15 protein-coding genes are annotated in these 18,023 nt (G+C 30.3%); 3 read left to right on the top strand and 12 right to left on the bottom strand.

All coding sequences use genetic code 11. The features are described from left to right. The first annotated feature begins 51 nt into the window (after positions 1–51). Together ACEW8E_RS07470 and ACEW8E_RS07465 are read left to right on the top strand one after the other, a co-directional pair. Positions 52–1,545 carry a site-2 protease family protein gene (locus tag ACEW8E_RS07470; RefSeq protein ID WP_373479715.1) on the top strand — a complete coding sequence of 498 codons (1,494 nt, stop codon included), beginning with the start codon at positions 52–54 and terminating at the stop codon, positions 1,543–1,545. Between the two features lie 233 nt (positions 1,546–1,778). Next, positions 1,779–2,966 carry a glycoside hydrolase family 10 protein gene (locus ACEW8E_RS07465; RefSeq protein WP_373479714.1) on the top strand — a complete coding sequence of 396 codons (1,188 nt, stop codon included), beginning with the start codon at positions 1,779–1,781 and terminating at the stop codon, positions 2,964–2,966. A gap of 8 nt (positions 2,967–2,974) precedes the next feature. On the opposite strand, the gene ACEW8E_RS07460 is transcribed toward ACEW8E_RS07465, so the two are convergent. The 4 genes from ACEW8E_RS07460 to ACEW8E_RS07445 all read right to left on the bottom strand — a co-directional run bounded on the left by ACEW8E_RS07460 (position 2,975) and on the right by ACEW8E_RS07445 (position 7,583). Then, the gene (locus ACEW8E_RS07460; protein WP_373479713.1) at positions 2,975–4,204 is read right to left on the bottom strand and encodes an HhoA/HhoB/HtrA family serine endopeptidase; all 1,230 of its coding nucleotides are present in this window, start codon (positions 4,202–4,204) and stop codon (positions 2,975–2,977) included. 162 nt (positions 4,205–4,366) lie between these two features. After that, entirely contained in the window at positions 4,367–5,635 is a 1,269-nt protein-coding gene (locus ACEW8E_RS07455) for an aminotransferase class I/II-fold pyridoxal phosphate-dependent enzyme (RefSeq protein WP_373479712.1), read from the bottom strand. Positions 5,636–5,754: 119 nt separating this feature from the next. Then, complete coding sequence (locus ACEW8E_RS07450) at positions 5,755–6,459, bottom strand: RibD family protein (protein ID WP_373479711.1); 705 nt, start codon at positions 6,457–6,459, stop codon at positions 5,755–5,757. An 8-nt stretch (positions 6,460–6,467) separates the two neighbouring features. After that, positions 6,468–7,583 (bottom strand): tetratricopeptide repeat protein, encoded by a 1,116-nt coding sequence (locus ACEW8E_RS07445; protein WP_373479710.1) that lies wholly within the window; start codon positions 7,581–7,583, stop codon positions 6,468–6,470. Between the two features lie 122 nt (positions 7,584–7,705). Between ACEW8E_RS07445 and ACEW8E_RS07440 the strand changes: the two genes are divergently transcribed. After that, complete coding sequence (locus ACEW8E_RS07440; protein ID WP_373479709.1) at positions 7,706–9,514, top strand: DNA polymerase III subunit gamma/tau; 1,809 nt, start codon at positions 7,706–7,708, stop codon at positions 9,512–9,514. Between the two features lie 20 nt (positions 9,515–9,534). On the opposite strand, the gene ACEW8E_RS07435 is transcribed toward ACEW8E_RS07440, so the two are convergent. The 8 genes from ACEW8E_RS07435 to ACEW8E_RS07400 all read right to left on the bottom strand — a co-directional run bounded on the left by ACEW8E_RS07435 (position 9,535) and on the right by ACEW8E_RS07400 (position 18,017). Further along, positions 9,535–10,704, bottom strand: a complete 1,170-nt coding sequence (locus ACEW8E_RS07435) for a glycosyltransferase (RefSeq protein WP_373479708.1) — start codon at positions 10,702–10,704, stop codon at positions 9,535–9,537. Positions 10,705–10,722: 18 nt separating this feature from the next. After that, positions 10,723–11,688, bottom strand: a complete 966-nt coding sequence (locus tag ACEW8E_RS07430) for a sulfotransferase (RefSeq protein WP_373479707.1) — start codon at positions 11,686–11,688, stop codon at positions 10,723–10,725. Beyond that, positions 11,685–12,479 carry a sulfotransferase domain-containing protein gene (locus ACEW8E_RS07425; RefSeq protein WP_373479706.1) on the bottom strand — a complete coding sequence of 265 codons (795 nt, stop codon included), beginning with the start codon at positions 12,477–12,479 and terminating at the stop codon, positions 11,685–11,687. The genes ACEW8E_RS07430 and ACEW8E_RS07425 overlap by 4 nt, the downstream gene beginning before the upstream one ends. Positions 12,480–12,490: 11 nt before the next feature. Continuing rightward, on the bottom strand, positions 12,491–13,702 hold the full coding sequence (locus ACEW8E_RS07420) for a glycosyltransferase family 4 protein (protein ID WP_373479705.1): 1,212 nt from the start codon (positions 13,700–13,702) through the stop codon (positions 12,491–12,493). A 31-nt stretch (positions 13,703–13,733) separates the two neighbouring features. After that, positions 13,734–15,236 carry a hypothetical protein gene (locus ACEW8E_RS07415; RefSeq protein ID WP_373479704.1) on the bottom strand — a complete coding sequence of 501 codons (1,503 nt, stop codon included), beginning with the start codon at positions 15,234–15,236 and terminating at the stop codon, positions 13,734–13,736. Then, positions 15,223–16,182 (bottom strand): sulfotransferase, encoded by a 960-nt coding sequence (locus tag ACEW8E_RS07410; protein WP_373479703.1) that lies wholly within the window; start codon positions 16,180–16,182, stop codon positions 15,223–15,225. The genes ACEW8E_RS07415 and ACEW8E_RS07410 overlap by 14 nt, the downstream gene beginning before the upstream one ends. 205 nt (positions 16,183–16,387) lie before the next feature. Continuing rightward, positions 16,388–17,212: a putative capsular polysaccharide synthesis family protein gene (locus ACEW8E_RS07405; protein WP_373479702.1), complete on the bottom strand. Its 825-nt coding sequence runs from the start codon at positions 17,210–17,212 to the stop codon at positions 16,388–16,390. Positions 17,213–17,255: 43 nt separating this feature from the next. Then, a complete protein-coding gene (locus ACEW8E_RS07400; RefSeq protein WP_373479701.1) occupies positions 17,256–18,017 on the bottom strand; it encodes a hypothetical protein in 762 nt (253 codons plus the stop codon). Between the last annotated feature and the right edge of the window lie 6 nt (positions 18,018–18,023).

Below are 18,023 nucleotides of genomic sequence, written 5' to 3'. Positions count from 1 at the left end.
GATTCAAAATTATCCCCAAAATAACGGACAGCTTTATCATTATAAATAAACATGGATTTAATTATTCTTTTTCTCTTGCTCAGTTTCATAAGTTACATGGTAATTAAACGAAATGTAAGCAAAATTACCACAACTCCTACTTGGTTATTGTGGTTGTCTTTAATGATTCCACCGTTAATTTGGGCAGGATGGTATTTGATAAATCCTAGTCAAAATTCCATGCCACCAATTTTAATTTTTATTCCTTTACTTTTATCTCCCATCATTTATGTTTGGTTAATTGAAATAGGGAAAATACCTCAAAAAGAATCTAATCATCAATCTACCATCTCCCTTGAAAAGTCAGAAAAAAAACCCATTGAAGAGGAATTAACCCTCCAGAAACTACCTCTTAGTATTAACCCACAGGAAGAAAAAGCCTTACGAGATTGTTTTCCTTGGGGTATTTATTATCTACAGAAAATTGATTATTTACCCCAAGCTATTTTATGTATGGGTAAATTGATGAGTGCGCCAGAAAAAGCCTATCCTACGGTGAAGAGTAACTTAGAAAAAGTATTTCAAGATCGCTTTTTAATTATCTTTCAAGAAACTTTACAAGGACAACCTTTTTTTGCTTTAGTACCTAATCCTTATTCTCCCACAGCACAACAAAAATTACCTCAAGAAAAATTAACTCGTCCTGATATTGCTTTAATCTTATTATTATTTACCTTTATCACTACAACTATTGTCGGCGCACAACTTAGCGGAGTGGAAGTATCAGAATTAGAAACGAATCCTCTTTTAATTCTTCAAGGATTACCCTATAGTTTATCTTTAATTCTCATTTTAGGTATCCATGAATTAAGTCATTATCTTTTCGCTGTTTATTATCAAATTCGGACAACTTTACCCTACTTTATTCCTATTCCTTTCTTTTTAGGAACTTTTGGCGCTTTTATTTCCATTAAATCTCCCATGCCGAATCGTAAAGCTGTTTTTGATGTGGCGATCGCAGGGCCTTTAGGGGGCTTTTTAGTAACTATACCAGTATTAATTTGGGGTTTAGCCTATTCTCAGATAGTTAATATGCCAGAACAGATAAATATGTTAAACTTTGAAGCATTAGATCCTCGTTTTTCTTTCCTATTTGCAATTATCAGTAAATTTGTATTAGGAAGTAAATTAATAGCAGATAAAGCCATTGCCTTACATCCTGCTGCCGTTGCAGGTTATATCGGTTTGATTATTACAGCTTTAAATTTAATGCCCGTAGGACAATTAGATGGCGGACATATTGTTCATGCTATGTTTGGACAAAAAAAAGCCCTAATAATTGGACAAATAACTCGCATTCTAGTAATTATGTTAGCTTTAATACGGGGAGAATTTTTGTTATGGGCAATAATCCTCATCTTCATGCCAGTAACAGATCAACCCGCTTTAAATGATGTCACAGAATTAGATAATAAGCGAGATTTTCTTGGTTTATTAGCTTTATTATTATTAATTATGATTTTATTACCTTTACCGTCAACGGTGCAAAGTTGGTTAAATATCTAACTGAGATCTTGCATCAGATCAAAAATACTTAATAAGCAAAAGTCAAAAAATCAATTTTAGTATAGTTTGAGTCAATTTTAATCCCTTTGTCCTTTGCCCCTTGCCCTTTGCCCTAGCATCACCAGTTAATTTTTAACGAGGTGCAAAATCTGAGTTAAATGTCAACAAAAAAGAAACCTTTATGACTTATCCTTTGTCTGTTATTTTTTATAGTTATTTTATCAGAGGGAATGATGACAGAAATTCGTAGTACATTAATTAAATTAGTGATTATCTTTTTTCTAACAGTAACTTTTACCATTAGCATAAGTCAGTTTACTAAAACTCAAGCCGTTAATAGTCAAGAAATTCGGGGAGTTTGGTTGACGAATATTGATAGTGATGTTTTATTTACCGCCTCAGACACGAAAAAAGCCATCGCCACCTTAGATAAATTAAATTTTAATAGTCTTTATCCCACCGTGTGGAATTGGGGTCACACATTATATCCCAGTCAAGTGGCAGAAAATGCGACAGGTATAAAAATTGATCCTACAGAAGGCTTAAAAAATCGGGATGTTTTACAAGAAATTATAAGCGAAAGTCATAAAAAAAAGATGGCGGTGATACCTTGGTTTGAATTTGGCTTTATGGCGCCAGCAGATTCATCCTTAGCGAAAAAACATCCCCAATGGTTAACCCAAAGACAAGATGGTAGTAAAATTTGGTTAGAAGGAAATGTTCATGAAAGAGTATGGTTAAATCCCTTAAATCCTCAAGTACAATCTTTTATTACGGATTTAATTTTAGAAATTGTGACGAAATATGACATTGATGGCATTCAAGTTGATGATCATTTTGGCTATCCATCGGAGTTAGGTTATGATCCTTATACTGTAGCTTTATATCGAAAAGAGCATGATGGTAAATTACCGCCTTTAGACTCAAAAAATCCTGAATGGATACAATGGCGTTCAGATAAAATTACAGCTTATATGGAGACATTATTTAGATTAATAAAAGATGTCAAAAAAAATGTGATAATTTCTGTTTCTCCTAACCCCCAAGAGTTTTCTAAAAATGAATTTTTAATGGATTGGGCAACATGGGAAAGAAAGGGTTTAATTGAAGAGTTAATTGTCCAAATTTATCGTAATAATATGGAGTCTTTTAACCGGGAATTAGCTCAAAAAGATTTACAATTAGCTAAAGATCATATCCCTTCTGCTATCGGTATTTTATCAGGTTTAAAGGGTAAAAAAATAGATCTTAACTTAATTAATGATCAAGTAAGATCTACTAGAGATAAAGGTTTTTCTGGATTTAGCTTTTTCTTTTATGAAAGTTTATGGAATTTTGGTCCTGAAACTGTGGATAAAAGACAGAATTATTTTAGGGATATTTTTGCTCAAAAAGTAAATAGATCAACTATTAATAATTAGTACTTAATTTATTGAGGTTGAGCTTGATTTGTGGTAGGTAGAATACCTAAAGTTACGGGAATTTTTAAGGATTGTTTTTCTCGTTGTAAATTTAAAGTTAAATCTGAACCAACTTGACTAGATTCTACCTTTTTTTGTATCTGTGAAGGATCTGCCATTTTTTCTCCTTCAATACTTTGAATAATATCTCCAGATTTTAACCCAGCTTGAGCAGCAGGAGAATTAGGTACTACTTTAACAATTAAAACTCCTTCTTCATTGGTTAAATTAAAACCCTCATTTTGATTAAGTTGTTGCTTGGTTTGTTCATTTAAAGTTACCATGGCAATTCCTAAGTAAGGATGATCTACTTTTCCTTGGGTAATGAGTTTTTCGGCAATTTCTGACGCACGATTTATGGGGATAGCAAAACCTAAACCTTGAGCATTTTTGATAATAGCTGTATTAATAGCGATTACTTCTCCATTGACGTTTAAAAGTGGCCCTCCAGAATTACCCGGATTAATAGCTGCATCGGTTTGAATAAAGTCTAATCTTTTATCTCCCACTCCAATTTGAGAACTTGATCTTCCTGTAGCACTAATAATTCCAGTGGTTACAGTATTATCTAAACCTAAAGGATTTCCGATGGCGATCGCCCATTCACCAATAACAAGGTTATCAGAATTACCTAATTGAGCAACGGGTAAATTTTCACCTTTAACTTGAATAACAGCTAAATCCGTAAGAGAATCAACACCTAAAACTTTACCGTCTAAAACTCTTCCATCTTTAAGGTTAACAGTTACTTGTGTAGCACCTTCAACAACGTGAGCATTGGTCAAAATTTTACCATCATCACTAATAATAAAACCAGAACCTGTGCCTTGTTGAATTTCTTCTTGAGGAGTTTGGGGTATTTGATTACCAAAAAATTGACGGAAAAAAGGATCATTAAATGCTGGTGAATTTTGGTTCGTTACCGTACGTTGAGCATTGATTCTTACTACCGCAGGGCCAACTTCTCGAACTACTTTAGAAATAAAATTACTATTACCATCCTCCGCTAATGTCGATAACTTCCCACTAGCTAAACTTTCTCTTTCTTGAAGAGTGGTATTTTCAGTATTACGAGCAAATAATTGAGGAGTATTGACTAAATAATTAACACCGACACCGATACTTGCACCTAATAAAAGTAATGAAGTGCAAGTGGTGGCTTTTTTAAGATAATCACGGATAGATGAGTTATTTTTCATGATATAGACTCCATTTTTGAGTTTTTTTAAGAATGAAATTAAAATAAAAATATTGCTTTGAATAATTATAAATCTAAATAAAATATTGAGAAAAAGTCAGCTTAAAATGCGAAGGAGCAAAAGAGGAAAACCTTTCTTTAAGCTGACATCTAATAATATAAACTACTGATTTGACTTTTCTGTGACGTTAAGATGAAGACTTGATGAACAATTTATCGCCTTTGCTGCTTCAGATATGGCGATCGCCGTGTGAGTCCAATGAGTACCTCCTTGACAGAAAACAATATAAGGTTCTCGTAAAGGACCATCAGCAGAAAATTCAGAAGTACTACCATCAATAAAAGTACCTCCAGCCATAACTAAATCACTTTCATAACCCGGCATTGGTGCAGGAATAGGATCAAGATATGAACCTACGGGAGAATTACGTTGAATAGCACGGCAAAAAGCCACTAATTTATCAGGATTACCTAGTTTTATTCCTTGAATAATATCTCTACGAGGTATAAAAGGTAACGGATTTACTTCATAACCCAATTCAGAAAAAACATAAGCAATAAGATGACTTCCTTTCATGGCTTCTGCTACCATTTGCGGAGCTAAAAATAACCCTTGATATAAAAGACGATTTTGATCAAAAGTTGCCCCCCCACTACTACCAATACCCGGAGATGTCAGACGACAACAGGCTTTTTCGACTAAATCTTCTTTTCCAGCTACATAACCTCCTGCCGTAACAATTGTACCTCCCGGATTTTTGATTAATGATCCTGCCATTAAATCCACTCCTACCGCCGTTGGTTCAAGGTTTTCGATAAACTCACCATAACAATTATCCACAAAACAAATAGTATTAGGATTTTGTTGTTTAACTACCTTGACAATTTGCTTAATATCTGCTATTCTCAGACTTTCTCTCCAAGAATAACCACAGGAGCGCTGAATTAGTACTAATTTAGTTTCAGGTTTTATCGCTGTGTTCAAAGCATCCCAATCTATTCCACCATCAGCCGTTAATGATAATTCTCGATAACTGACACCAAATTCTTGTAGTGAACCTTGTCCCTCGCTGCGTACTCCAATTACTTCTTCTAAAGTGTCGTAGGGATGTCCTGCTACTGCTAACATTTCATCACCCGGACGTAATACTCCGTATAAACAACAGGCGATCGCATGAGTTCCCGAAACGAATTGTACTCTAACTGCTGCACTTTCAGCTTGGAAAACTTGAGCAAAAATATTATCTAAAATGTCTCTTCCTAAGTCATCATGACCGTAACCTGTTACGCTAGAAAAATGATGAACTCCCACTCGATGATCTCTAAAAGCTGTCAAAATTTTCTGTAAATGTTTTTTGACTTGTTGATCTATTTGTGCAAAAGTTGGTAATAATTTTTTCTCGGCTTCTTCTATTAATAAATCGATGTTCATTTCTTCTTTATATAATGCTTTTAATTAGGGATTGCCTAATAAGTGGAATAGGGAGAGAGGAGAAATACTTATAAATCAAGCTCTCAATCTAATCTTAAGTTATTAGATTAAATTTAGAGTTATTTTAAGATTAAATAGTGTAAAAATATTTCTTGATCTATTTGTTTTACTTCTAATAATTTTAAATTAATAGGTAAATTTATTTCTTGTAATAAGTCAAAATTTAAAAAATTAGGAGCAAATTTTCTGCCAATAATTAAAGGACAAATTGTTAACCATATTTCGTTAATTAAGTTTTCAGCGATAAGAGATGATATTAATTCTTTTCCTCCTAAAATACCAATTTTTTTATAATTTAAGTTAGTTAGTTTGATAAAAAATTCTTGCCAATTAATAGTATTTTCATTAATAAAAACTTGTTCAAAATAGTTATCAGAATTTACATTATTTTTAGTGTTAAAATCTCTAATATTTTCTTCAAAATTAATTATACCTTGAGATGTCGTTAATAATCCACGAGGTAAAGGCTGAGAAAAAAACGGCAATTGTGGATTTATTTTACCCGAAGCAGAACAAACTATATTTAAAGGTTGGGAAGGTTGATGATTTTCCTTTCTTTGTTGTAATAATTCAGGATTTTTAATTACTAAACTTGTACCGTAGGCGCGTAAGGTATTTGCACCAAAAATAATTGCATCACATAAAGATATTTGTGTTTCTAAATGTTCTAAATCTGCTTTTGTACTAAATCTAGCTGGGTTATTAATGGCTGTACTAATTTTACCATCGATACTAATGGCGATAATAGCTGTTGTGTGTATCAATTAAGTTTCTAATGTTCTTCTATACTTAAAAGTCTGATTAAAGCATTATGAGCGGCACTATGATCATGATCAATACTAAGGCATTTTTGATAACTGGAGATGGCTTCTGAGAATAAATTTAATTTTTCTAAAGCTAGTCCTCGACTATACCATGCCATACTATAATCTGGTTGAATGCCTAAAACTCGATCCCAACTAATAATTGCTTCTTGCCAACGTTGTAAACTATATAAAGCGTTTCCTCGATCATTCCATGATTGATAATAATTTACATTCAATGCGATGGCATGATCAAAACTGGTAACGGCTTCTTCAAAACGGTTTAAATAAGCTAAAGCACTACCTCGATTATGCCATGTTTGGGCTTGTTGTGGATCTACTTTCAATACTCGATCCCAAAAGGCGATCGCATCCTCTAAATTTCCTTCCTCGGCTTTTTTTAAACCGAAATTAAACCATTCCTTGACAGTTTCTGAGGAGATAACGGGAGAATTTAACTCACTTTCTTCCACTATCTTATTAATAATCATACCCGGATCTAATGTATCCATACCCCATTGACGAGCTGTATTTTCAGCAAATTCGGAATCTTCTTGTAATAATGACAGTACATCACCAAAAGAAACGGGGGGTTGAGAATTTTCATCATCATGGTTTATATTATTAACAGTAGAGTCTTGATGAATATGAGACGGTAAAGAATCCGTAAAAGAGGAACGATTTAATAACTCTTTGCCGATTTCATAAGCTAAATCTCCCACGGCACGAAGAAAAGGTAAAGAAGCAGTTTTCTCCCCTAAAATAATCATTCTAGCCGCAAAGTTATAATGAGGAGCAGAAGAAGAAATTAATTGATTCCGATAACGTTGTAACCAATCTAGCCAAATTTCTACAGTTATTTTTGGTTGTAAATTTTCAAAAAACTGTTCAATATAACTCTCTTGCTTACCGTTAGCTACTCCTTTTAAAAGTTCTTGAAAAAGAAATTCTAAATCACTATCTTTCACTGATTGTTGGGAAGGTAAACTAGAGTTTTCCTCCTTAAGGTTATAATCATCATCAAGAGGATCATGGGCTTGAATAGTAGCAGGAATAAACTTAAGCCACTGTCGTAGTTTTTTCATCTCTATTAAAAGCTATTTTCCTAGATTTTTTTTTCGTCATAATTGATAATAACAATAAGCTGAGAATAGTGAACCATTAATCGTTAAACTATATCTATGAATCCTTAATCCCTAATATTTTCATGAGTTACGAGCCTTTACACCATAAATATCGCCCTCAAACTTTTGCTCAATTAGCTGGGCAAGAAGCTATCGCTCAAACCCTTATTAATGCTATTAAAACCGAGAAAATCGTCCCCGCTTACCTTTTTTGTGGCCCTCGTGGTACGGGTAAAACTTCTAGTGCTAGAATTTTAGCTAAATCTCTTAATTGTCTGCAAGGCGATCGCCCTACCGATGAACCTTGTGGAGTTTGCGAAGCCTGTCGTAGTATTACTAATGGTTCAGCTTTAGATGTAATTGAAATTGACGCAGCTAGTAACACTGGTGTTGATAATATTCGGGAAATCATCGAAAAAGCTCAATTTGCCCCTGTTCAGTTTCGTTATAAGGTGTATGTTATTGATGAGTGTCATATGCTCAGTACAGCAGCATTTAACGCTTTATTAAAGACTTTAGAAGAGCCTCCCTCTAGGGTTATTTTTGTTTTAGCCACCACAGATCCTCAAAGAGTATTACCAACTATTATTTCTCGATGTCAAAGGTTTGATTATCGTCGTATTCCTTTAGAAGCTATGGTAACTCATCTAAAAGATATTACCATTAAGGAAAATATTGATATTACTGTCGAAGCCTTATCTTTAATCGCTCAATTATCTAACGGCGGTATGAGAGATGCTCAAAGTTTGTTAGATCAACTCAGTCTATTATCTGATACAATTACCCCTATTAAAGTTTGGGATTTAGTCGGAGCTGTTTCTGAACAAGATTTATTGGAATTAATACAGGCCATCGCCACAGACTCGCCCGAAACCATAATTACTCAATGTCGAAAATTGTTAGATAGAGGTAGAGAACCGTTAATTGTATTACAAAATTTAGCGAATTTTTACCTTAGCCTATTAATAGCGAAAACAGCACCACAAAGAAACGATTTAGTGGCGGTTACGGCGGATACTTGGTCAAATTTAATCAAAGAGGCTCAAAATTGGCAATTAAGCAATATTTTACAAGGGCAAAAAAAACTTAAAGACAGTGAAGTACAAATTAGAAATACCACTCAACCGAGATTGTGGTTAGAAATAACTCTCCTTGGTTTACTTCCTTCGGCAAATATTACTACCGTTACCGTTGATTCAAGTGATAGTATATCCGTTATAAAAACTTTAAAGGAAAATACCTCCACATCTCCATCAGCTTCTATTCCTCAAGAAAAAACTGCATCCGTAAAAGAAAATATTAAGGAAAATAGCGAAAAAGTTGATTTTTCCTCCTTTACAGACGTTAAAGAAAAGGTTGCCAATGCTATTCAATTGATGACGATAAAATCTTTCTTTCGCCAAAATTGTCATATTCATAGTATTGAAGGTAATGCGGTTAAAATTGCGGTGGGAAGTAAATTTCTTTTAGAAGTAGGTAATAAGCAAAAAAAAGATATTGAAGCAGGTTTTCACAAGGTTTTTGGGCAACCGATGACAGTATTTTTATTTGAGAAAAAAGAATTAAAATCAGATTCCCAGAAAGAAGAATCTAAGGAAAATATTGAGCAATTCAAACAAGAAAAATCTCAAACACCTATAACTCCTAACACAAAAAAAGTTTCTCCATCAACACCGCCAAAAAATAATCTTCCAACACCTTTAACTCCAGAAATATTAACATCTAATCAAGATCATTCTAGTCGAGTCTTAAAAAATGCGGCAGAAAGTTTAGCAAAAAGTCTTAATGGAGAAATTATTATGACGGAATCAAAAACTATTGAGATAAACCCTCTAAAAATCGTTAATCGCCCTCAAGTTGACGATTTTGATGAAGATGATATTCCTTTTTAACTCCTTAAAATTAGTCAAAGTCAATTCTTTTTATCTATTATTTCTTGATAAACTTTGATGAGTTTTTTTGCTATTTCATCCCATGTATAGTTTTCTAAAATAAATTTTTGTGCGCGATGGCCCATTTGTTTTGCTTCCGTAGGATTTTCTAAACACTTTAATAAGGCTTTTTCGATGCTTTCTGAATCAATATCTACCACATAAGCGGTATTGGTTTCTTGAGCTTCTGGGAAATTACAACCAGTAGTAAAAATACAAGGAAGTCCAGATGCCATACCTTCTAAAATCGACATACTAAAACCTTCAGAATAAGATGGCGCAACATAAATACTAGCGGCAGATAAAGCAGAATATTTCATTTCTCCTGTCAACATCCCCGTAAAAGTAACTCCATCTAAACACCCCAATTCTTCAAAATAGTTTTTGACGGTGGGTAAATAACCAACATTATCAGGACCAGCTATAACTAAATGAGTATTAGGAAATTTTTGATAAACTTTAGCGAAGGCTGGGGCTAATAAATCTAATCCTTTTTTAGGATCAATTCTACCTAAAAATAAAATTAATTGACGGTTTTTAGTGTTAGGAAATCTATCTAAAAATATTGAAGAAGAAGGTAATAATTCAAAATCTTTGGTAACAATTCCATTAGGAATAACGAATAAAGGGGGTTTTAAATTGAGACTTTTAACTCTATCTTTTTCAGGAGTAGCTAATACTTGAATACCACTGGCTTGATTTATCGCAGGTTTTTCTAACAGATTATAAAATAGCTTTTTTTTATTTGATTTATAAGATAATGCCCAAGGCTCTAACATACCATGAGGAGTAATTATATAAGGAATTTTTTTTTGCACAGATGCCCCATAAGCGGGAAGATTTGGCAAGGAAAATACAGCATTTGTATGAACTAAATCATAATCTTTTACATGAGCATATAACCATTTACGCAAAGTAAAACTAAATTTATAATCACCCCAACTAATATAAGGAAAATACTGAATGCGATAACCGTTTGTTTCTACCCACTGAAACTTAGGTACATCTAATTCTACATCTCCATTTGCCGTTGTTGTTACTAAATCAATTTCTAATCCTTGTTTTGCCAATGTTTGTGATAATTCTAAGACACATTTAGAAGGGCCGCCATACACTGATCCAATAGCAGGAATAACCATTAAAATTTTCATTATTTAAAAACCTTTTATTTATTGATATTTACCTATATTTTGAAAGCCATATTTCTTTTGATAATAGTTAAAATCATCACACATTTTCTTTGGTAAAAATAGTTCTTTTGGTTTTTTAATAGAGCTTTTTCTTACTTCTTTTACTACTTTATTTAACCATGATAAAGGATATTCTAATTCTAAAAATGTACAAATTTCTTTTAAGGTATTTTCTGGTTGGTTAGTAAATTGAGTATAAGTTATTTCTAATAAGTTATTGTTTAAAATATTTCGCCATTTATCCATTTCTTTTAATGTCACTAACCACTCATAAACACCTTTAGAAAGATTATCTTTTAAATAAATAATTTCGTCACTATAATAACCAACTTTTTTTCCCTCATTAGCAAGAATATCCCATTTAGAATAATTAACTCCCCACCATTGATTAAGATCTGGTTTTCCTGCTATTTTATAATCATTATTAGTTGCTAATTTATCAATAGAAGAAGAAACCTCAAAACCATCTCGGATAATATGAATATATTTTGCATTAGGAGATAAAGTTTCTAAATAGCCAATCCTCAAAGCATTGAGAGGAGTTTTTTCAATGATTAATTTAGTATTTTTTTGCGCTTTGGTTTGAAAAAAATAATTAAAACGCTGTTTAGCCTCATGACTCGAATCTGATAAATCCATTAAAAGTTTACTTGAACCTAAATGAAATAAATTTAAAACATCTGTTTGAATATCTATATTTGACCAAAGATGATAAGGTTCAAATAAATAGGTTATGTGAGGATGTTCTGAAAAAAGATTTCCTAAAATTGTTGTACCAGAACGACCACACCCTACTATATATGCTAAGGGATAAATCTTCTGAGGTTCAACTTTATTTAAAATTTCAGCTAATTGATAATTTATTTCTGTAGATTTATTCAACCAATTGTATTTAATTGATCTCAAAAAAGGTTTTAAACTAGAAAGATTTTCTTTTAAATTCATTTTAATTTAGCCCATTCATGATTAAGTTCATAACCAAGATTAATTAATTCTTTTCCTGCAAAGTGATCAAAAATTTCACAAGATTCTTGAGTAAAATTATTTTTCCAATCTCCGACAATTCCTTTGCGTAAAAAACTACTTTTTTGTTCTTGTCCAGATTTTCTTCCTGTTTGTTTCTCAAAAGAAAATTCTTCAACGATTTCTAATGCTTTTTCATAACTTAATTTTGTTCCCGTTAACTCTAAAACTACTTTTTGTAATTCTTCAGTGGGATATTGTCTAAAATTTTCATATTTAGTATAAATTACTCCTGAAACATTTATCCAACTATTGGCAAAGTCTTTCCAAGAAAATCTCATGGGTGGTTGATTAGTAAAACAAAATTCCATAAATTTCGGTAAGTTATCAGAAACATTATCGTAATTAGAAAATCCTAATTTATCTCGCATCATATTAACTAAAGGTTTATTTCTTCCACTCTGATTTACAAATAAACAGTGGTGATACCATGAAACCATTACATCTCTGCCGTCTCGCCAAAGAATGACAACATTTTTCATTCCCCAAGGTCTGATATAATGTCCGTGCATAATACAAGAACGTAATTCTGGAAATTGATTTCTAGGAAAGGGAACATCTAAGGCTTTACTTAACATTTGACCTATCCATGTACCTCCTGATTTAGGATGTTCATTTACTATATACAATGGTAGTTTATCCGATAAAAGGTGAACCATTAAATAACGCATCAACCCTTCTGATTTGGTGCTGATTCTTTTTAAATTAATCATTTTTGCTCTTTCTATTTATGAATTACCATATTGTAAATGTTGATCATTTTTTTTCCAACAGAATCAATGGAATAATCTTTTTTCATCAATTCATGAGCTTCTTTTCCAATTCTTTCTCTAAGATTGACATCTTGGCATAATAAATTAATACTATTTTCAAATTCTTCGTCATTTTCAGCGATGAAGCAATGTTTACCATTTTCAACATTTAATCCACTAAAAGCATTAGGAGTTCCGACAACGGGTAAACCTAAAGCCATAGCTTGTTGAATTTTCGTTTTTAATCCAGAACCCCAAGTTTGAGGATAAACATAAATCCAGTCTTGTTTTAAAAAACTTAAATAATCTTCAACATATTGGATATTTTCAAAAGAATTATATTTATTCTCAAATTCGATAACTTTAGTTTTTTTGTATTTTCCTAGTAAAGTAAATTTAGTTTGTGGATTTTTATTAATAATTTTAGGGTAAATTTTTTCTAAAAAAAAGAAAACTTCTTCAGTAACTTTTGGGACAGAACCGCTACTGGTGCAAAGAATTTTTGGGATTGAATTAATAGGAAAAAAACGTGGATTATCTTTTAAATATTCATCAGCTACTGCAATGGGAACGCTATTTACTGTTAAACTTGGTGATATAGTTTTTAAAAAATTTGCATCGGCTTCAGACACAGGACAAATTAAATCAAATTTATGATATTTGGTCTTTTCTAAAATTCTAAATAAAACTAATTGTAACCAAGTTTTTAAATCAATTATATTAATTTGTGTTAGTTTTGAACTATAAGCGTCGTGAGGAACTAAAATTTTAGGAAAATCTTGAAAATATTTCCAATACTTAACAACATAAAACATATCAAAATGAATGATGTCATATTTTTTATTCCCTAAATCTTGATTTAACCATTGGATCAATTCTTGACTATCATATTGAGAAATAACTGGAGGATAACCACTCAAAACTAGCAAAAAACTTTTAATTTGTTTCTTTAACCACGAATTATTTGTGTCTGTAGAAAATATTTGAACATCATTAAGATGAGGAAAATTATTCAAAATATTATCTCTAATTATTTTTTTCTCTTCTATAGATTGAGAGTTAGATAAAACTACTAAATCGCAGATAATGTTAGTATGTAAAAACTTAATTAAATTAAAAATTACATTTTTTGGACCTGAATTAGGTGGGACAAATGAATGAGGTATTATTATCAATATTTTCATCAATTATATATTGTTATTAAATAATTTTTGACTAAGTAATTTTTCTTGTGGGATTTGTGAACATTCTAAAAAATCTATCACTTAACCAAATAAGAATTATTAAGAAAAACATTGCAGTTAACATTTTAACCATATTTCCTGAAATCAGAAAAAATAAACTGAGTAAACTAACAATAAACATTTTTGGAAACCTATTATCATTAGATTGACTATAAAAATAAGCAATGATTTTATGCCAAGTTATTGTATATAAAAACATGGAAAAAGACACGAATATATTATTTCCAGCCGATAAAATATACATATTAGAAGTAAATCCACTAGATAATCCTAACTTAACATCAAGAGGAATTTTCATCACATAGACTTTATAAAATAAGTCACTACTATAGTCTAATTCTGCAAATTTTCCCCAGATATATTCCCAACTATTATTTAAAATATCACTACCTAAAACAGGAAAAATTGAAATAGCACCATTAAGTCTTAGAATGGGATAAATGAAATAAAAATTTAATTTAGATGAATCTTGATTTTCTTGAATAAAAGTAAATTGTTGTTGTAATAATTGAAATGAGGTAGCAATATTTTCTACTAAATTAGGTCCTGATAAACGTCTTAATGTTGATGGAATAAAAATTAGAATGGGGATTGATAATGAAAATAGAAGGAGAAAAATAATCCTCTTTTTTGTCATTTTACCCGTAACAATCCAAATTGTTATTAAAGAAAATAAAGACAGTGGTACTGGTAATCTTGATTCAACAATAAGACTTAACAAAAAACTATTGATAATAAATATTGTTAATATTCTATTAGAAAATGATGAAAAGTTATTCATTTCCAAAATATAGATTATTGCTGAATATGCAAGAGGTATAATTATTCGATTCGTATAAAATACAATTCCTTGCATCCTAAAGGGCAAAACATCTCCAGTTTCTGCTAGTACAATAATTTCATATTGTAAATATAAAGATACTATATTTATTAAAATTAGTAAGAAAGCTAATTTTTTAATCAATTTAGCATTAAATTTATTAGATAAATCATCAGGTTTTTTATTTAAAGAAGTTTTTTTTGTTTTTGTTTCAGCAACAGAAAAAAGTGTATTAATTTTAATTCTATAAATTGCGATGGCATAACCAATAATAGATGCCACAGAAACTTGATAAACGAGAATAATATCATTAACTTGCTGTTCTATAGAATTCGTGAGAAAAATATTTAAGTAACTGATAAATTCTAAAAAAGGACTAGAATGTAATAACCAAAAAATAATTAAATAAAATTGAATATAATGAGTGATAAAAATCCACATTAAAATAGTCCATAAATGAATCAAAAATTCTTCAGTAATTTTTTTTAGAATCAAGATAAAAACTATTATAGAAATAAACGTTAAAATATCAAATTGTAATAACTGATCGGGAAAATTATCAAAATAAGGTCGAGTTTTAAACCATGCGAAGGAAAAAAAACTGACTAAAGAAAAATTGATGAGATAAAGATACTTTTTTTTAGTTGTGTTCATTATTTTTAATCCATTCCCAATTATTACTGAAAACTCTTTTTATATTCTCATATCCAAGACGATTTTTGGAAAGCTGAATATTAAAATAGGTCTCTTTTAAAAACATTTTCAGTAATTGCAATATGTATTGATTTTCAAAATTTCTTTTTTTATCGAATAAGAAATCAATAAAGTTTGATTGAGATTCCGTTAACGCATTTTTCCATTTTTCAGAATTTTCTGGTTTAATTTGAATATCTTTATTATGTAAAATAGAAGTTGTATTGTAAGAAGAATCTATCATCCCCGGCTTAAGAACACTTGGTTCAAAATCTTCATTAATATACAAACAAATTTGTCTCATGGTTTTTTCTGGGTTAAGAGTGAGAGCTTCATATTTTATTGTTAAAATTTTCTCTTTATTTTTTTCACCATATTCTAAACATTTTTTATACATTAAACAATTATCGATAAAATCACCGTAAATATGAGAACTTTTGAAATTAGAAGCAATCATATTTTTAGGATTTCTTTGCATATTAATTATTTTAGCATCGGGAAAAAGATCAAGTATTTGATCTATATAAAAAATATGTGTAGGAGTTTTTTCTCCCCATCGTATCTTCCCTTTTTCTTCTGCCATTCTACTAAATATAATTTTCGCAACATCTTGGTAAGTCTTTGCTTGTTCTGCAATTTCTGTACGGAGATTATCTTTTAAATAAAAAAATTCTTTCATTAAATGCATATCTTCTTTCTCTTGAGAAAACATCATTAGTTTTTGAATAATTTTATCTGCATTTTCTGAGATTGTATTTTCAGGTAATAATGATCTATTTCCATAAACCATTCTAAAAAAATTACTTTCTGGTGCAATATATATTCGAGAGTGTTGATTAAGACAATAACGTATCAACGTAGTACCAGAACGAGGCATTCCAACAATAAAGATAGGAGAATTTTCCATTTTTTCTTATTAAATTTGAATATTAAAATATACTATTAAATTATAGTTTCTTCTCTATAGAATATTTAATTTATTACTTATAATAATTTGTAAAACAACTTTTAAATAATTTTTACTGTTAGATTTTCTAAGGAAATAAATAGATAAAATAAGTTGTTGAAAAAATAACAATTAGTTCTTCTCTTAAAAGAAAATATAGATTAATTTATGGTTTTCTATACCAAGATGATTTGAATTTATCTATTTCTGTGTCTGTATAAAAATGTTTAGTATATTCTGAGTCATACATATAGTTTATATATTCTTGTGAAAGTTTAATTTCTTTTCTAAATTCAGGATATTTATTACTTAAATTAAATTTTTTCTCTGTAGTTACATTTGTTCTTTCGATTTTAAAATTTTTTAAACCTAATAATTCGCTGATATATTTTTCTTTTACTGAATCATCATTTTCGCTTTTAATAGTAATAAGGTCAATATTGTCATTTTTTAACCATAAAAATCCTTCTTCTTTAGGAAATGTTTGAGAATAAACATCTATATTAAAAATATTTTTAACATTATCATCAAACCACTTTAATGCGTAGTTATGAGGATAAGATGAAAGAAAAATATCTATTAAATCAGATATTGTTAAGTTTCCTTTATTTACTCTTTCACGAATTGACTCATTTTCATAAATTCTTCCTTTTTTACTATAAAGTTGTTGAAAAAAGTTAGAAACACTCATAGAAATTGGTTCTCTAGTGGCAGTAATAATCTTAACGGGTAAATGTTGTTCTAAAATCAGATTATAAAGAGATTTAGCAATCTCATGAGTGTATTTTGAGTAATGATGATTAGGAGTGATTTCATGAAGGTGAAAGACATTTTTTACCCCATGTTTTTTGAGAGAATGAGTAATAGATCCTGAACCTGTTTTTGGCATTTGATATACTATTACAGGATTACCATATAGTGATAAATTTATTTTTTCCCAATAGAGTTTGAGATAATCTCTTTTAAATTCGTCTATAAATGAATTAACCATATGATATTAGTAAATCTTATATTTCTTTGATTGTATAAATGTTTTACTTAGTCTCTACTATTTTTAATAGTTTGTCAATCCAAATATGAGAAGTAGATGACGATGAAAGATGATGATCTAATTCATCTTCATTCCTAAATTTTTGATCAACTAAACCAGTTTTTTGATTTAAGAAATCTTTGGTTATTTCTAAATAAATTAAACGATCATGATTTTCACAAAAGTGTTCAATCTGTTCATTATATTTTAAAGTTAGTTTTGTTCTTTCTATTTGAGAAATATTTACCTCTTTTCTTTGATTTGCTACTTCTCCCATCATTTGATTATCTTGGATAGTTGGAGGAATTACACTAGAAAGAATTATCGTGGCGTTAGTTCGTGGAATTAACCAATTAATAAAAGAAAAATAAGCATCTAAAGATTGGTTGAACTGTTTTTCCACGGATTCTTGATATTTTTGAACCCGATACCAAATCAAATATCCACAATCAACCTCTCCTAACTGAATCAAAATATATTTACATTGTCGAAAATTAAATTTTTGCGTAATTGCCTTTTGAAAAATTTTGATAGCATTAGTTTTAGAATTAGGATTAATTAACCCTCTTGCTGTTGCACCTTTTACTTTAACAACTTTGAAATAAAATTTAGGATAAAGATTCTTATTTGTCATATAATCAAAAACACGACAATGAGAATCTCCTAAAATTAAAATACGATATTGTGAAGGGGTAAAAAGGTGTTTTATTTCATAGGTTAGTTTAGCTGGAAACTGAGAAATTTTATGTATTATTTTATTGATCATATCGTG

It is taken from the genome of Geminocystis sp., assembly GCF_041753295.1.
Lineage (GTDB): Bacteria > Cyanobacteriota > Cyanobacteriia > Cyanobacteriales > Cyanobacteriaceae > Geminocystis.
The sequence above is the reverse complement of the archived record's forward strand: the minus strand, read 5'-3'. Positions and strand labels throughout refer to the sequence as shown.

What these genes read in the sequence shown, in the direction of transcription:
- ACEW8E_RS07470 (WP_373479715.1), top strand. Translation starts at nt 52, where the DNA reads ATGGATTTAATTATTCTTTTTCTCTTGCTCAGTTTCATAAGTTACATG.
- ACEW8E_RS07465 (WP_373479714.1), top strand. Translation starts at nt 1,779, where the DNA reads ATGACAGAAATTCGTAGTACATTAATTAAATTAGTGATTATCTTTTTT.
- ACEW8E_RS07460 (WP_373479713.1), bottom strand. Translation starts at nt 4,204, where the DNA reads ATGAAAAATAACTCATCTATCCGTGATTATCTTAAAAAAGCCACCACT.
- ACEW8E_RS07455 (WP_373479712.1), bottom strand. Translation starts at nt 5,635, where the DNA reads ATGAACATCGATTTATTAATAGAAGAAGCCGAGAAAAAATTATTACCA.
- ACEW8E_RS07445 (WP_373479710.1), bottom strand. Translation starts at nt 7,583, where the DNA reads ATGAAAAAACTACGACAGTGGCTTAAGTTTATTCCTGCTACTATTCAA.
- ACEW8E_RS07440 (WP_373479709.1), top strand. Translation starts at nt 7,706, where the DNA reads ATGAGTTACGAGCCTTTACACCATAAATATCGCCCTCAAACTTTTGCT.
- ACEW8E_RS07435 (WP_373479708.1), bottom strand. Translation starts at nt 10,704, where the DNA reads ATGAAAATTTTAATGGTTATTCCTGCTATTGGATCAGTGTATGGCGGC.
- ACEW8E_RS07430 (WP_373479707.1), bottom strand. Translation starts at nt 11,688, where the DNA reads ATGAATTTAAAAGAAAATCTTTCTAGTTTAAAACCTTTTTTGAGATCA.
- ACEW8E_RS07425 (WP_373479706.1), bottom strand. Translation starts at nt 12,479, where the DNA reads ATGATTAATTTAAAAAGAATCAGCACCAAATCAGAAGGGTTGATGCGT.
- ACEW8E_RS07420 (WP_373479705.1), bottom strand. Translation starts at nt 13,702, where the DNA reads ATGAAAATATTGATAATAATACCTCATTCATTTGTCCCACCTAATTCA.
- ACEW8E_RS07415 (WP_373479704.1), bottom strand. Translation starts at nt 15,236, where the DNA reads ATGAACACAACTAAAAAAAAGTATCTTTATCTCATCAATTTTTCTTTA.
- ACEW8E_RS07410 (WP_373479703.1), bottom strand. Translation starts at nt 16,182, where the DNA reads ATGGAAAATTCTCCTATCTTTATTGTTGGAATGCCTCGTTCTGGTACT.
- ACEW8E_RS07405 (WP_373479702.1), bottom strand. Translation starts at nt 17,212, where the DNA reads ATGGTTAATTCATTTATAGACGAATTTAAAAGAGATTATCTCAAACTC.
- ACEW8E_RS07400 (WP_373479701.1), bottom strand. Translation starts at nt 18,017, where the DNA reads ATGATCAATAAAATAATACATAAAATTTCTCAGTTTCCAGCTAAACTA.